The following is a 14972-nucleotide window of genomic DNA, read 5'->3' on the forward strand; positions in this document are numbered from 1 at the left end:
TTTTTATATTGCCACTAATCATTATAACATATACCTAGCTAAATATTAATTTTTTAGCAGTTGACAGATATATATGTATATTGTAGACTATGAAACATAATTGAATACGACCTCACTTAGTATAGTGAGGTAGAGGCGCGATATTTAACAGTCCTTAGTGAAGTTTGAGAAGCTATGATGCTAGGGAGAAGGAGATGTCGCCGAAGTTTGTAATATTTCTCGGTATTGCTTGCTGGGTCTGCAATGAATAATTGCAGGACTGTCCACTATAAACATCCCGGTTTATAATGGTGTGCTATCTCATTTGGGAAAAGTAGAGGATTTAGGGCAACTATACATATTGCGACCTGAGTTCATCTCAGGTCTTTTTTTGTACAAGTTGTCTTTTTTTATAGATAAGAACATATATTAATCAAAAAGGGAGCAATTAGAATGAATAAGAGAATAATATTTTTATCCATATTCGCATCTATATTATTGTTATTAGCGGCATGTGGAACAGATGATACAAAAACTTCAGGATCCTCGTCTGATTCTAAGGAAGCTGCTAATACATTTACAGTAGGATTAGAAGCTGGTTACGCACCATTTAACTGGACTCAACTAGATGACTCTAATGGCGGAGTGAAGATTGATGGAAATGCAGAGTATGCTGGTGGATATGATGTAGAAATTGCTAAACGCCTTGCAGAAGGATTAGGGAAAGAACTAGTAATTGTCAAAACGGAATGGGATGGACTTGTTCCTTCGTTACAATCTGGTAAAATTGATGCAATTATAGCAGGTATGTCACCTACAGAAGAACGTAAACAAACAATCGACTTTTCGGAAAACTACTATACATCGAACTTTGTAATGGTTGTGAAAAAAGGTGGTCCTTTTGAAGGGGCTACTTCTATTCAAGATTTCAGCGGTGCGAAAATCACAGGTCAGCTTAATACTTCGCATTATGGTGTAATTGATCAAATCAAAGATGTACAAAAGCAACCTGCATCTGATAATTTCTCCGCAATGCGTGTAGCTTTAGAATCTGGAGTAATTGATGGCTACGTATCAGAGCGTCCAGAAGGAATTAGTGCTTCTTCTGCAAACAAAAACTTCGCAATGGTAGAGTTTACAGATGGATTTAAAGCAGCAGAAGAGGATACAGCAGTAGCTGTAGGATTGAAAAAAGGTAGTAAGTTAACTGAAGAAATTAACAAAATTTTAGCTGAAATTTCGGAGGAAGAGCGTCAAGAAATTATGGATGCTGCTATTAATAACCAACCTGCAGCGGAATAAGGATGAAGTGATACCGGCTGCATCTTTTTGCAGTCGGTTTTTATATTAATTTTTACTAATTATCAGTCTAGCTACAGCGCCTAGCCCGCCTGAGTCGCTTCGGAATTTCAGTAAAGGACGCGTTTACGTGAAATTCTTCCAGCGACAGTCGTGGCTTGCCTAGGCGCTTGCGCTTTTCTAAACTGTCTAGCTTCAGACGCCAGCAGCTCAATCGCTTCAGACTTGTAGAAAAGGCAAAAAGCGTCGCCTTTTACTTCTAGTCTTCCGGCGTTCTTCGCTGCTGAGCGGCGTCTGCCGCTTTTCTAAGAAAGGAGGGAAATGTATGAGTTTGGAGTATATTATTTCGATGATTACAAATAACTGGCCGATGTTCCTTCGTGGAGCGGGGATGACCCTGTTAATCTCTATTATAGGTACAATTTTTGGAGCAGTTATTGGTTTGCTTGCAGGGGTTATTCGTACAATTCCCACGCCGGAAAGAAAACTAAAAAGGGCTTTGTTAAAAATAGTAAATTTGATACTCTCTGTCTATATAGAATTTTTCAGAGGAACTCCAATGATAGTTCAGGCGATGGTTATCTTTTATGGCTCTGCATTAGCGTTTGGTGTAGATATGGACCGTACATTGGCGGCGATATTTATCGTTTCTATTAACACCGGTGCCTATATGGCAGAAATCGTCCGAGGTGGAGTTATTTCTATTGATAAGGGACAATTTGAGTCTGCCCAAGCAATAGGTATGAATCATGTTCAAACAATGTGGAATGTTGTTTTGCCACAGGTAATTCGAAATATTTTACCAGCAACAGGCAATCAATTTATTATTAATATTAAAGATACTTCCGTATTAAATGTTATTGGTGTTACGGAACTATATTTTCAAACGAAAACAGTTGCAGGAATCAGCTTCAAATATTTTGAACCTTTCTTTATAGCGTGTATTTTGTACTTTGTCATGACATTTACGGTGACGTTAATATTACGATATATAGAAAGAAAATTAGATGGTCCAGAAAACTACAGTATGATTGGACAGCCACCACCACAGCTTATGTTACCTAAAAATGCTAAAATCGATTAAACGAAGGAGGAGAAATCTATGGATAATGTCATCGAAGTTCAACATTTAAGTAAATCCTTCGGAAATCATGAGGTTCTAAGAGATATAGATTTTTCAGTGAACAAAGGAGAGGTTGTTTGTATCATCGGTTCCTCTGGTTCAGGAAAGTCGACTTTACTTCGGTGTATAAATTTGTTAGAAAAACCTAGTGGTGGACAAATCATTTATCACGGGGAGAATATTTTAGACGAAAAACATGATATTCATGCCTATCGAACAAAGTTGGGAATGGTTTTCCAACAGTTCAACTTATTTAATAACCATAATGTTTTGAATAACTGTATCGTGGGTCAAGTAAAAGTATTAAAACGCTCGAAAGAGGATGCTGAAAAAATTGCGTTAAAATATTTAAAAGTAGTTGGGATGGATCATTATGTGAATGCCCAACCAAAGCAATTATCAGGAGGTCAAAAGCAACGTGTTGCGATAGCTAGAGCCCTTTCTATGGAGCCAGATGTTATGTTATTTGATGAACCAACCTCGGCACTTGATCCAGAAATGGTTGGAGAGGTGTTAAAAGTAATGAAAGAGTTAGCAGGCACTGGACTTACCATGTTAGTTGTTACACATGAAATGGAGTTCGCAAAAGAAGTAGCGGATCGAGTTGTTTTTATGGATAAAGGTGTAATTGCTGAGGAAGGCACTCCAGAACAAATCTTTAATAACCCAAGAGAAGAAAGAACGAAAACTTTCTTAAAAAGAACATTAAGCTAACAATAATGGGGGAATCGACAGTTGAACCTGTTCAATCTGATTAAAAAAGACCAAGAATACTGGCTTGTGGATCAACTTAAAGTATCTCATATTCCAAATATAGATTATTTAGTTGCATTTGATAAATTATTAACAGAGTGGCAGGAACAAAATGTAGCATATCTCTCACTTCTGATGGATGAGGAGAACGAGGACTGGCTTTTAAAGCGTCGGTTCAAGAAGGTATCTTCTATTGTGGAGTATACAAGGATATTGGAAGGACCTTTTAAAACATCTAAGAGTGTTCAAGTAGTAGCTCTTTCAGACAGTCAAGTGTCGGATTCAGAATTTGCTTTATTGTACGATGCATGCAGGACTGGTTCAGCTAACAAAAATAATTTGTTCTCAATAAGTCAGATAATGGAATCGCTTGAACGGGAACTAGGTGAAAATTGGCGAGACCAGTGCTTTATTTTTTCTCAAAATGGGATGAATTCTGGTATTAGTATTCCTCATATTGAAGAGGGTACAACTGATGAAGGAAGAATGTTTTATTTTGGGGTTGTGCCAGAGCAACGAGGTAAAGGATACGGTAAGCTATTTCATGCTGTTACATTGGAGCTGTTGAAACCACTCGGTGCTAAAATTTATGTAGGAAGTACAGATACAGGTAATGCCCCAATGAGGAAGATTTTCGAGACAAACGGTTGTATTTTACGCGATATAAAAGGAATTTACCGAATAGACATGGAAAAAGTGGATGAACTCATAAAATGAGTTCATCCACTTTTTTAGTAAAACTAAGTGGAGGCAATAAAATACTTAAATTTATTGTTCTACTGCTTCCTCTTGATAAACAGGCACCCATCCCTCTGTTGTTACAAAAATACGAATAGCAACAACTTTACGGTCTTCTGATAATGTGAAGTAATGCGTAATATTCTCAGGTACGGATATCAAATCACCAGGTGAAAGATGTACTTCAAAGTAGCGTTCATCCTTCCCTTGTATGATGAAAACACCATGACCACTTACAATATAACGAACTTCATCGTCTGTATGAATATGCTTGCGTTCGAAATTTTTTAATAGCTCGTCTAAGTTAGGGTTAGAATCAGAAAGCGAGATAATATCAGCTGCTTGATAGCCACGGCGGGTAGAAATATCGTCAATTTCCACCTGGAAAGCTTGAAGAATCTGTTGTTTATCCTCATCACTTAAGTCAAATTTTTCACGAAGGTTTTCCGGTAACTTGTTAATATCCCAATGTTCATAAATTACTTCCTGACTTTCTAAAAATGCTGCAACTTCGTTTTGAGCTTCAATTGTTTCATTTGTTCCTTGGATTTTAATAATAGCCATTAATAATCTCCCTTTCTATTTTAAGTTTATTTGATGCAAAGCTAATTGATATTGAAATAAAAACTCACAAGCCTCTAGTAGTTTTTTAGCTTCAAATCCATCTTTTCCCCAAACAGTTATCCCATGGTTACGAATAAGGATAGCTCCCTTATCTGCTGAAATAGAAGATGCAAACTCCTCTGCAAGTCTTGGAATATGCGCGTGGTTAGGGATAATGGGGATGGAAAGGATAGCATCTTCCTCCCACATTCCAAAAGCTTTAATGAGTTCAATACCTTGAAAACTTACTGAGCCTTGATCTCCATATAATTCGGAAATAACGTTATTATGCACTGTATGGACGTGTAGACTACAACCTGCATTTGTTTTCTTATATATTGCACAGTGTAGTAATGTTTCGGCTGAAGGAGTTAAATGAGTGCTTTCCACTGCTTTTCCATCAACATCAACAAGTAAAAAGTCCTCTGATGTTCTCTTTTTTTTATCTTTTCCGCTTGCAGTTACTAAGAACTCTATAGGGTCGGTCTGTACTTTAATAGCAAGGTTTCCGCTTGTTCCCATAAACCAATCTCTGGAGGCTAATTCATCTTTTATGTCGGCAAGTTCTTCCCATTTATATTGTAATGTCATATTTCCACACCTAACTTCGGCTCAATAATCTCTATTACATCGTGGAAGTTTTCAAAAGGCTCATAGGGAATATTTAATTCTTCGCATTTTTTGATTAAGAAATCTCTTGCGATAATGATATCTCCCAATTTTGCTGCTTCTAAATCAGTAATCGAATCGCCAATAACAACACTCACTGCTTCTTGGTGAAGAAGGGTACGAATAATAGAAGGTTTACAGCAACCACAGCCTTGACTCGTACATTGTTCATCACAACTATGCGGAAACTCAATGTGGATTGTATCCTTGGAAAATTCTGATGTATTACAATAGACTCCTGCAAATGGTCCAAATGGTTCTAGTAGATTATGAACGAAAAAGTCTATCCCGCCACTTACGATGTAAAGTGGTATGTCATGCTTTTTTGTAAAGGATACAAATTCACTAAACCCATCACGGATGATTGCCTGCTGACGCACAAAAGAAATAATTTCATCCTTTGATTCAACAGGTAGGAGAGAGAACATTTTTGCTACGCCATCCCTAATGGAAATTCGTTGACCTAAAATATCATCTTTAATGGGTATCCATTCTGGTGGTGCAAATTTTTTCATGATTGCCATAATGTTATCTTGATTGGTAATAGTTCCATCAAAGTCACAAAAAATTACAAGTTTACTCATATTATTTATCACCCCATAATTCAAGTGCCGTTTTTAGTTCACTATGTTGTTTCGCTGCCTGCTCTAATGGAATACCTTCCAATACCGCCGATACAGCTTGCCTAAAAGCTTGCCCACCTCCGATTGCACCGGCGGGATGCCCATGGACACCGCCCCCTGCATTAATAATGCTATCTATTCCATAGTCATTCATTAATAGTGGTACAAGACCAGGGTGAATGCCTGCAGATGGTACAGGAAAGCTTTGTTTAACCTTACTGTTTTTTGTTAGTTCTTCACCTAGAGAAAGAGCTAGAGACTTTTCAAGTGCAACACTTCCATAAGGTGAAGGGAATAATGAGAAGTCCGCACCTGCATAACGAGTGAGTTTTCCAAGAACTAATGGCGTTGAAACTCCATAAAATGCTGAAGAAGTAAATGCTCCACTATAAGCGGGATGCGCCATGAGTGGCAATTGAATTTCATCGTCTTCCGCTAGCTCCTGAAGAACATCTAATCCGTAAGCATGAACATTAAATAAGAGTGCGTCTGCTCCGAGTTCTCGTGCTTTTTTTGCCTTGTCCTTTAATTCGAAAGTACGTCCAGATAAATTTACTGCATATAGCGTACGGTGACCGGTTTCTTCATACACCTGATGTAGCACTTCTCGTCCAGTAGTTATACGCTTTTCAAAAGTAGTTAGAGGATTTTCAAATAGTATTTCATCGTCTTTTACAAGATCAACTCCACCCAGTGCTTGTTGTCTGAGCTGTTCGGCTAAATATTCAATATCTCTACCAATGACTCCTTTGAATATACTCATGATAAGTGGACGTTCAAAAACTCCTAATCTTTCTCGAATGCCTTGAATGCCGAAGCGAGGTCCTGGGAAAAGGGACAATATATTTGAATCGAATTCTAAATCTAATAGTTTTATTTCACCGTCTAAGGATAGTTTGCCGAATACTGTAGTTAAAATTGCAGGTATATCAGCAGAAAAATTTGCGGCAGGGTAGAATATTTTAATTTCTCCTTTAACCTTTTCAGGATGAATTGGATGTAGTATATCCTTAAATTCCGTAACGGAAAGGACATCTCCTTTATGCTTTTTTAACTGCTCCTGTTCTAACAAGGCTAAAGTGGTCCAAGAACCAATAGTCAATCCAAGTGCAATATCTTCCGCCTTTTTTTCAAAGGATCCAGCTTTTCCATATAGTTGATAGTGCGCAGTAACTCCACTCATTTATTTCACTCCTGACATTAAAAAAACCTCTTCAAATAAGAAGAGGTTAATATTCTAACAACTTCTTATTTCTCAGCTTGTTAGCTGCAAGAATTAGCACCGTGTTCAAAATTGAATCGGTTGCCGGGTATCATAGGGCTTGTCCCTCCACCTGCTCTAAATAAGAAAAATATTCGGTTAAAGTATTTAATAAATTATATTGATTATTCCATGGTATAAAAATTCTGTCAATAAGAAAATTTAAATTTATTTTTATTTAAAAAACAGTTGACATAACTTTTTCTAATATGCTAGGATTCTAATCAATCATAAATAGTTGTAACGTACTCTTATCAAGAGCAGGCGGAGGGATAATGGCCCTATGAAGCCCAGCAACCGACCGTAATACCGTTGTGAGACGGGGCGCTTTATGCGCCGGAATGTAAAATTCCGTAAGGCACGGTGCTAATTCCATCAGAAAGTTTACTTTCTGAGAGATAAGAGGTTCAGAATCTCTTATTCTAAGCCTCTTTCTTTTGAAAGAGGTTTTTATTTTTGTAAATGAAAGGGAGAAAGTAATGGCTGTAGTAACTACAAAACAATACGAATCATTAACGGAAGAAACGGCAATTTCATTGGCAAAGGAATTATCCTTGTTCTCAAACGAAGCTCAATTAGTTTGCAAAGAGATTGGTGATGGAAACTTAAACTATGTATTCCATATAACAGATCAGGTGAGTAAACAAGGGATTATTATTAAACAAGCCCTACCATATGCAAAGGTTATTGGAGAGAGTTGGCCACTTACGCTGAAAAGGGCAAAGATTGAAGCAACTACCTTACAAAAACATGGAGAATATGCTGTTGGGCTTGTTCCCAAAGTCTATGCAACAGATGAAGATTTAGCTATCACGGTAATGGAAGATTTGTCACATCTGCAAATAGTACGGGAAGGTTTGATAAAAGGTGAATCATATCCTAAATTATCAACCGATATTGGAGAATATCTAGCATTAACACTTTTTAATACCTCTGATTTTGCACTTCACCCTTTTGAAAAAAAGGCGCTTGTTGTAGAGTTTTCTAATCCAGAATTGTGTAAAATCACAGAAGACTTAATATTTACGGATCCTTTTTTTAATCATGAAACAAATGATTTTGAACCTGCATTACAAGCAGAAGTCGAGGCTATTTGGACTAACCATTTATTAAAGCTCGAAGTGGCAAAACTAAAACGAAGCTTTTTGACAGAGGCAGAGGCTTTACTACATGGAGACCTTCATACGGGAAGTATATTTGCAAGTGAACAAGAAACAAAGGTTATCGATCCAGAGTTTGCTTTTTATGGTCCTATTGGATTTGATATAGGCTTGTTTTTGGCAAATTTAATCGTTCAATCCATAACAAGAGAAGGCGAACAACGTGAGTTTATTAACGAGCATATACAAAACACATGGCTTATTTTCTCTGCCAAATTTTCAGATTTTTTGAAACAGAGTGAATTCGATTCGTTTAAGAATATAGAAGGCTACGATGCATTTGTATTGGAAAAAATATTTCACGATTCACTAGGTTTTGCAGGGTGTGAACTTATTCGTAGAACAATTGGATTGGCACATGTCAAAGACTTAGATAGCATTGAAAACCAAGAGCAACGAATTTTACTAAAAAAACAAACGCTTAAAGCGGGAGAATTACTAATAGTTAGACGTTATCAAATAGACTCAATCGATGCGGTAATTGAGTTATTAGGAGAAATTCAACAATGACTATACCATTATCGATTAAATGGGAAAATAAGCAGTTAATACTCTTAGATCAACAGAAGCTTCCGCATGAAATTGTCTATTTAAAAGTAGATACAATTAAAGACGTTTATGATGCAATTATTACCCTAAAAGTCCGGGGTGCTCCTGCTATTGGAATTACGGCGGCATATGGATTAGCTCTGGAGGCTCAAAATTATAAAACACATTCGATGAAAGATTTTCTAGAAACACTAAAAAAAGATGCAACTTACTTGGGTGAATCTCGACCAACTGCTGTCAACTTAGTTTGGGCCCTCAAGCGATTGTTGAAAGTAGTAAATCAAGTTGATAATGTTACGAGTGCAAAGCAGCTACTAGTGGAAGAAGCAAGGAAAATACATAAGGAAGACGAGGAGTCCTGTCGGAATATTGGTGAATTCGCGCTTACTTTGCTGGAAGACAAAACGAAGGTAATGACTATTTGCAATGCAGGTTCAATTGCCACTGCAAAGTATGGTACTGCTTTAGCTCCGTTCCATCTAGGGAAGGAACACGGCAAAAAGTTTGAAGTATTCGCATGTGAAACTAGACCTGTCTTTCAAGGTGGCAGGTTGACGGTGTGGGAACTGCAGCAATCAGGTGTCGATGTGACACTAATTACCGATGGTATGGCTGCACACACAATCGGGGCAAAAGGAATCGAAGCAATTATAGTCGGAGCAGATCGGATAGCCAAAAATGGAGATACTGCAAATAAGATTGGAACTCTGAACTTGGCTATTCTAGCTTCCGTAAATTCAATTCCATTTTATGTAGCTGCACCATCCTCTACATTCGATTTGTCTATAAAAGATGGGTTGGAAATTCCAATTGAAGAAAGGAAAGCAGAGGAAATTACACATATTAATGGTCAGGCTATTGCACCAGTTGACACGAAGGTTTTTAATCCTGCTTTTGATGTGACACCATCTAAATATATCACTGCTATTATTACAGAAAAAGGAATTATTTATCCTGACTACGTTGAAAATATATCTACACAACTAGTCAATTCAATTGAAAAAGGAGAAGGACAATGAGAACAAATAAGTATTGGTTACTATTCACGATCTTAATTATAGGGATTTTATTAGCTGCTTGTCAGCCAAAAGGTGATGGAGAAGCAACAAAGTCATCAAGCTCTAGTAATAATGCAAAAGCTTCAGAAAATCCACTAGTCGGTAAGAAAATTGCGTTAGTTATGCAACAAAACTTAGGGACATTTTCAGCTCAGTATATTGAAGGAATTAAGGAGCAAGTAGAGAAATTTGGCGGAACTGTAACAGTGTTTACTTCTGATGGTGATTTAGCTAAAATGGCTTCTAATTTGGATGCAGCCGTGAATCAAGGAGTTGACGGTATTTTAATAGATCACGGTACAAAAGAAGCACTGAACCAAGGAGTAGAGAATGCAGTTGCAAAAGGAATTCCAGTTGTAGCATTTGATGCGGGAGTAGAAGTGGAGGGAGTAACCTCTTTAGAGCAAGGCGATGAAAAAATGGCACAAATGACACTAGAGAAACTAGCGGAAGATTCAAATGGTGAAGCGAATATCGTAAAAATATGGGTAGCAGGTTTTGCACCAATGGAAAGACGCCAAGTGGCATATGAAAAATTTCTTGGAGAGAATCCGGGAATTAAAGAAATCTCAACATTCGGTGCAGCAACGCAAAATACTGCTTTAGATACTCAGTCACAAATGGAAGCGGTATTAAAAAAATATCCTAAAAAAGGTGAAATTACAGCTGTTTGGGCTGCTTGGGACGAGTTTGCAAAGGGTGCAGTTCGAGCAATAGAACAAGCGGGACGTACGGATATTAAAGTATATAGTATCGATATGAGTGATGAAGATTTACAAATGATTCAAAATGACAATAGTCCCTGGGTTGCGTCTGCAGCAGTAGATCCTAAGGATATCGGCCGTATTCAAGTGCGTTATTTATACCAAAAAATTAGCGGAGGTAATGTAGAAGAAAAGGTTGTATTAGAGCCAGTTTTTGTAGAAGCATCTAAATTGCCGGAAGAAACAGTAACGACGAATGAACTCAGTGACCATATTGAAGGTTGGGGAGCAAGTGATCAAGGTTACACAGATGAATTAAAAGAGTTAGAAGACAACAGATAACTTATAAGATTTAAGCTGTCCTGTTTAAAGGGACAGCTTTTTCTTAGAAAGGAGAAATACATGCCAAATCCTTTTCTTTCCATGAAAGCTATAGATAAAACATTTGGAAAAGTTCATGCCTTGCAAAAAGCTGAATTTCATCTTCAGAAAGGAGAAGTGCATGCTTTACTTGGTGTAAATGGTGCTGGAAAAAGTACGCTTATGAAAATACTTTCAGGTGTATACGAGCAAGACATGGGAGAGATTTTGTTTGAGGGAAAAAAAGTACGTATACGCTCTCCCAAAGTAGCGAAGGACCAAGGTATTTATTGTGTATATCAAGAGGTTGATACTGCAATCGTTTCAGAACTTTCTGTTGCAGAGAATATATTGCTAGATTCGATTGTTGCTGGAACTAGTATGTTTATCTCCAAAAAGAAACTAAATAGCGAAGCGCGTGATGCCTTGAAGCAATTACAGGCGGAGGATATTCCAGTAGAGAAACCAGCGTTTATGCTTACTTTAGCAGAAAAACAGCTAGTATTAATAGCTCGTGCGCTGATAAGTTCTGCCAAAATTATTATCTTCGATGAACCAACGGCACCTCTATCTATTCACGAATCTACTAAGTTATTTTCAGTTATTAAAAGGTTAAAAGAAAGTGGAGTGGGATGTATATTCATATCTCATCGACTACCAGAAGTATTTGAAATCTGTGATCGGATAACTGTTATGGCAGAAGGTAAGTTTGTAGGGACATATAGCACTTCCAATACTAAACAGGAAGAGATCATTGAAGCTATGCTTGGAACTTCTTATAGTAAAGATTTTCCCGTTCGCACACATACATTAGGAAATACATTACTTCGTGTGAAGAAAGTTTCAGACGGAGTAAAGCTAAGGAATATTTCTTTTGACGTATCTGAAGGAGAAATTGTTGGTATTGTCGGGCTTGTAGGGGCCGGAAAAACAGAGTTAGCTAAAACGTTATTTGGATATTCACCACATACAGAAGGAACTATTGAGGTCTTGGGTAACACCTTAAAAATAAAGCATCCAAAAGATGCGATCAAAGCAGGCATGGCCCTCATTCCCGAAGAAAGAAGAAAAGAAGGTCTATTTGTTCATGAAGCATTACAAACGAACGCATCATTTCCTAATTTACAAAACTTTTCTCGGTTTTTATTTATGGATAAACGAAAAGAAAAGTCCTTTGCGAAAGAGATTGTTGAGCGATTACAAATTAAGACAAGCAACACAGAGACACCTCTTGTTTATTTGAGTGGAGGAAATCAGCAAAAAGTTGCTATAGGCAAATGGACTTCCCTAGATTCGACTCTTTATTTATTCGATGAGCCAACAAAGGGAGTAGACATTGGGGCAAAGACAGATATTTATAGGTTAGTGCGTGAATTTGCCCGAAAAAGAAAGAGCTGTATTTACTTTTCAAGTGAAATTCATGAAGTCTTAGGAATTTCTGATCGCATTTTAGTTATGTATGATGGTCAAATCGTGAAGGAATTATCACGGGAAGAAGCGACCCAGGAAAGGATTTTGCTATATGCAAGCGGAGGTAAGGAAGAATAAGTTGCAAGAAACAGGTGTTAACTTTTTATTTAAATTTGGTGCTATTGCCCTTCTTATATGTATTATTATTTATTTTAGTTCAATAAGTGATGCTTTTTTTACATATGCAAATTTTACGGATATTCTGCGTTCTATTTCAATCGTCACCCTTTTGGCATTAGGAGTAACTTTCACACTTGTAGTAGGAGGTTTTGACTTAAGTGTTGGTTCCACTATGTCGCTATCAACAGTTGTGACCGCATCATTAATGGTTTGGTATGAAATGCCTCTATGGCTTGTATTAATTGTACCTATTCTTGTAGGGGTATTAGTTGGATTAGTTAATAGTTTTCTAATTGTCATTTTAGGTATTCCTGATTTACTAGCAACACTAAGCACAATGTATATTGTCGCCGGCTTTCATCGGACCTATACAGAAGGATACTCCATTTACAATAATATGCCACTTACCTCTGGTGGAACTGCCCCAGGGCAATTTTCAGAAGCATTTCTCTGGATCGGCCAAGGTAGATTGTTTGGTTTACCTGTACCTGTTTGGATAATGTTAATACTCGTAATAGTAGCTTATATCGTTCTGAATCATACACGCTGGGGGCGTATATTATATATGACTGGTGGAAACGAGGAAGCTGCAACATTGTCAGGTGTGAATACTCGTAAAGTTAAATTTATCGCGTATATCATTTCTGGTATTTTTGCCTCATTGGCAGGGGTATTATTCACAGCAAGGGTAGGCTCAGGTCAAATTGATGCCGGCACTCCACTTTTAATGGAGGCTGTTGCTGCAGTCTTTGTTGGCTACTCCGTACTTGGAATTGGGAAGCCTAATGCACTGGGAACTTTTTTTGGAGCTGCAGTAATTGGAATCCTACTGAACGGACTAACCATTTTAAACTTACCTTATTATGCTTTTGATATCATTAAAGGAACAGTATTAGTTTCAGCGCTAGCAGTAACTTACATTTATGCGAAAAAACGTTTTTCTCGCGCTTAGCGAGAGTGAATTTACTAAATGAATCAAATTTCATAACTGCCTGTTTCACTTTAAAACACGAATGTTAACTTAATAATACTATGTTTTTTATAAGGTTAATACCGTTGATTGGAGCGACAGGCGACGACTCCAGCGGAAAGCGTCCGCCTAGAGCTGAAATCAGTGTTGGTTGGATTTCACTATTTAAAATGTTTTATGAAGTTGACTCAAATGAAAGATTTTCAAAAAAGATCTCAAATGAAGCAGCAACATCATTGAAATTTGGGCTAATCTACTTCATTATGAGTATAAGGAATCTTTTAGTAATTTTGCTAAGAGATAATACACTAGATGAAGGAAGTAGTTTATGTCTGAAGAAAATATTACACGTTTACATGTAAATGACAAAGAAATTATTCTCATCGGAACGGCACATGTATCTAGACAGAGTGCAGAACAGGTTAAGGAAGTTATTGATAGAGAACAACCGGATTCTGTTTGTATTGAATTGGATGAGCAAAGATACCAATCCATTATAGATAATAATAAGTGGAAGCAGACGGATATCTTCAAAGTCATTAAGGATAAGAAAGCTACCCTACTATTAATGAACTTGGCCATTTCATCTTTCCAAAATCGGATGGCTAAACAGTTTGATATTAAACCAGGTCAAGAAATGATACAAGGTATTGCAAGTGCTAACGAGAACGGGGCTGAGATTGTATTAGCTGACCGTAATATCCAAACTACTTTTTCGCGTATATGGCATAATCTGGGGTGGACAGGTAAAATACAATTACTTACTTCCGTTTTCTTTAGCATCTTCAGTAAGGATACTATTACGGAAGAAGAAATGGAGAATATGAAGTCCAAGGATACTTTAAATGCCGTTCTAGCGGAGTTTACAGAATCCTTTCCAAAGCTAAAAACACCGTTAATCGATGAGCGCGATCAATATTTAGCTCAAAAAATCAAAGAAGCACCTGGGAAAAAAATTGTAGCCGTTTTAGGCGCTGCGCATGTACCTGGTATTACCAAGGAAATTCATAAGGAGCAGGATTTAGTTAAACTATCTGCGTTACCACCAAAATCTATTGTTCCTAAAATAATAGGTTGGGCTATTCCGATATTAATTGTGGCATTAATCGTGATTACATTCATTGCGAATCCCTCTGCAGGTTTTGATCAAGCGCTGAGCTGGGTTCTTTGGACTGGATCTATGGCTGCAGTTGGAGCGGCAGTAGCATTAGGACATCCATTGGCGATTTTAGCGGCATTCATCACGGCACCAGTTACGGCGCTACATCCTATTTTGGCATCCGGTTGGTTTTCTGGACTTGCCCAAGCGTATACCAAGCGTCCCACAATAGCCGATTTTGAAAGTTTATCAGAAGATGTTTTTACGATTAAAGGGTTTTGGAGAAACAAAGTAACTCGAGTTTTACTCGTCGTTGTATTAACTAACTTATTTGGATCGCTTGGCACCTTTATAGGTGGAGCAGATGTCATACGAGTATTTTTCCAAAATCTATAGGTAGCTTATCCCTTGTGAAGCAAAGTGCTGAACAGGGG

14 protein-coding genes and 3 riboswitches are annotated in these 14972 nt (G+C 37.5%); of the genes, 10 read left to right on the forward strand and 4 right to left on the reverse strand.

Annotation, left to right across the window (positions count from 1 at the left end; genetic code table 11):
* The first annotated feature begins 122 nt into the window (after positions 1 to 122).
* Positions 123 to 306: riboswitch (Lysine riboswitch) on the forward strand.
* A gap of 126 nt (positions 307 to 432) precedes the next feature.
* The 4 genes from BLR36_RS13985 to BLR36_RS14000 all read left to right on the forward strand — a co-directional run bounded on the left by BLR36_RS13985 (position 433) and on the right by BLR36_RS14000 (position 3871).
* Positions 433 to 1281, forward strand: a complete 849-nt coding sequence (locus BLR36_RS13985; RefSeq protein WP_093062373.1) for a transporter substrate-binding domain-containing protein — start codon at positions 433 to 435, stop codon at positions 1279 to 1281.
* 322 nt (positions 1282 to 1603) lie between these two features.
* Entirely contained in the window at positions 1604 to 2362 is a 759-nt protein-coding gene (locus BLR36_RS13990; protein ID WP_093062374.1) for an amino acid ABC transporter permease, read from the forward strand.
* Positions 2363 to 2380: 18 nt separating this feature from the next.
* Positions 2381 to 3115, forward strand: a complete 735-nt coding sequence (locus BLR36_RS13995) for an amino acid ABC transporter ATP-binding protein (protein ID WP_093062375.1) — start codon at positions 2381 to 2383, stop codon at positions 3113 to 3115.
* Positions 3116 to 3136: 21 nt separating this feature from the next.
* Complete coding sequence (locus BLR36_RS14000; RefSeq protein ID WP_093062376.1) at positions 3137 to 3871, forward strand: hypothetical protein; 735 nt, start codon at positions 3137 to 3139, stop codon at positions 3869 to 3871.
* Between the two features lie 51 nt (positions 3872 to 3922).
* Here BLR36_RS14000 and BLR36_RS14005 read toward each other — a convergent pair whose 3' ends face one another.
* From BLR36_RS14005 to mtnW, 4 genes are read right to left on the reverse strand one after another with little or no spacing between them, the layout of a single operon-like run.
* Positions 3923 to 4456 (reverse strand): 1,2-dihydroxy-3-keto-5-methylthiopentene dioxygenase, encoded by a 534-nt coding sequence (locus BLR36_RS14005; RefSeq protein ID WP_093062377.1) that lies wholly within the window; start codon positions 4454 to 4456, stop codon positions 3923 to 3925.
* A gap of 15 nt (positions 4457 to 4471) precedes the next feature.
* Positions 4472 to 5086, reverse strand: a complete 615-nt coding sequence (locus BLR36_RS14010) for a methylthioribulose 1-phosphate dehydratase (protein ID WP_093062378.1) — start codon at positions 5084 to 5086, stop codon at positions 4472 to 4474.
* Positions 5083 to 5748, reverse strand: coding sequence for a 2-hydroxy-3-keto-5-methylthiopentenyl-1-phosphate phosphatase (locus BLR36_RS14015; protein WP_093062379.1), 666 nt, complete (start codon positions 5746 to 5748; stop codon positions 5083 to 5085). The genes BLR36_RS14010 and BLR36_RS14015 overlap by 4 nt, the downstream gene beginning before the upstream one ends.
* Before the next feature lies 1 nt (position 5749).
* Positions 5750 to 6970 (reverse strand): 2,3-diketo-5-methylthiopentyl-1-phosphate enolase, encoded by a 1221-nt coding sequence (gene mtnW, locus BLR36_RS14020; RefSeq protein WP_093062380.1) that lies wholly within the window; start codon positions 6968 to 6970, stop codon positions 5750 to 5752.
* 62 nt (positions 6971 to 7032) lie between these two features.
* Positions 7033 to 7137: riboswitch (SAM riboswitch) on the reverse strand.
* A gap of 159 nt (positions 7138 to 7296) precedes the next feature.
* Positions 7297 to 7453: riboswitch (SAM riboswitch) on the forward strand.
* A 74-nt stretch (positions 7454 to 7527) separates the two neighbouring features.
* Between mtnW and mtnK the strand changes: the two genes are divergently transcribed.
* The 6 genes from mtnK (at position 7528) to BLR36_RS14055 (ending at position 14934) form a co-directional block, all read left to right on the forward strand.
* The gene (gene mtnK, locus BLR36_RS14025; RefSeq protein WP_093062514.1) at positions 7528 to 8718 is read left to right on the forward strand and encodes an S-methyl-5-thioribose kinase; all 1191 of its coding nucleotides are present in this window, start codon (positions 7528 to 7530) and stop codon (positions 8716 to 8718) included.
* Positions 8715 to 9776: an S-methyl-5-thioribose-1-phosphate isomerase gene (gene mtnA, locus BLR36_RS14030; RefSeq protein ID WP_093062381.1), complete on the forward strand. Its 1062-nt coding sequence runs from the start codon at positions 8715 to 8717 to the stop codon at positions 9774 to 9776. The genes mtnK and mtnA overlap by 4 nt, the downstream gene beginning before the upstream one ends.
* On the forward strand, positions 9773 to 10861 hold the full coding sequence (locus BLR36_RS14035; protein ID WP_093062382.1) for a sugar ABC transporter substrate-binding protein: 1089 nt from the start codon (positions 9773 to 9775) through the stop codon (positions 10859 to 10861). The genes mtnA and BLR36_RS14035 overlap by 4 nt, the downstream gene beginning before the upstream one ends.
* A 60-nt stretch (positions 10862 to 10921) precedes the next feature.
* Positions 10922 to 12427, forward strand: coding sequence for a sugar ABC transporter ATP-binding protein (locus tag BLR36_RS14040; protein ID WP_093062383.1), 1506 nt, complete (start codon positions 10922 to 10924; stop codon positions 12425 to 12427).
* A gap of 1 nt (position 12428) precedes the next feature.
* The gene (locus tag BLR36_RS14045) at positions 12429 to 13421 is read left to right on the forward strand and encodes an ABC transporter permease (protein ID WP_371326727.1); all 993 of its coding nucleotides are present in this window, start codon (positions 12429 to 12431) and stop codon (positions 13419 to 13421) included.
* Between the two features lie 346 nt (positions 13422 to 13767).
* A complete protein-coding gene (locus BLR36_RS14055) occupies positions 13768 to 14934 on the forward strand; it encodes a TraB/GumN family protein (protein ID WP_093062386.1) in 1167 nt (388 codons plus the stop codon).
* Positions 14935 to 14972: the final 38 nt, after the last annotated feature.

Origin of the sequence: Psychrobacillus sp. OK028 (assembly GCF_900103605.1) — a bacterium.
Taxonomy (GTDB): Bacteria; Bacillota; Bacilli; order Bacillales_A; family Planococcaceae; genus Psychrobacillus.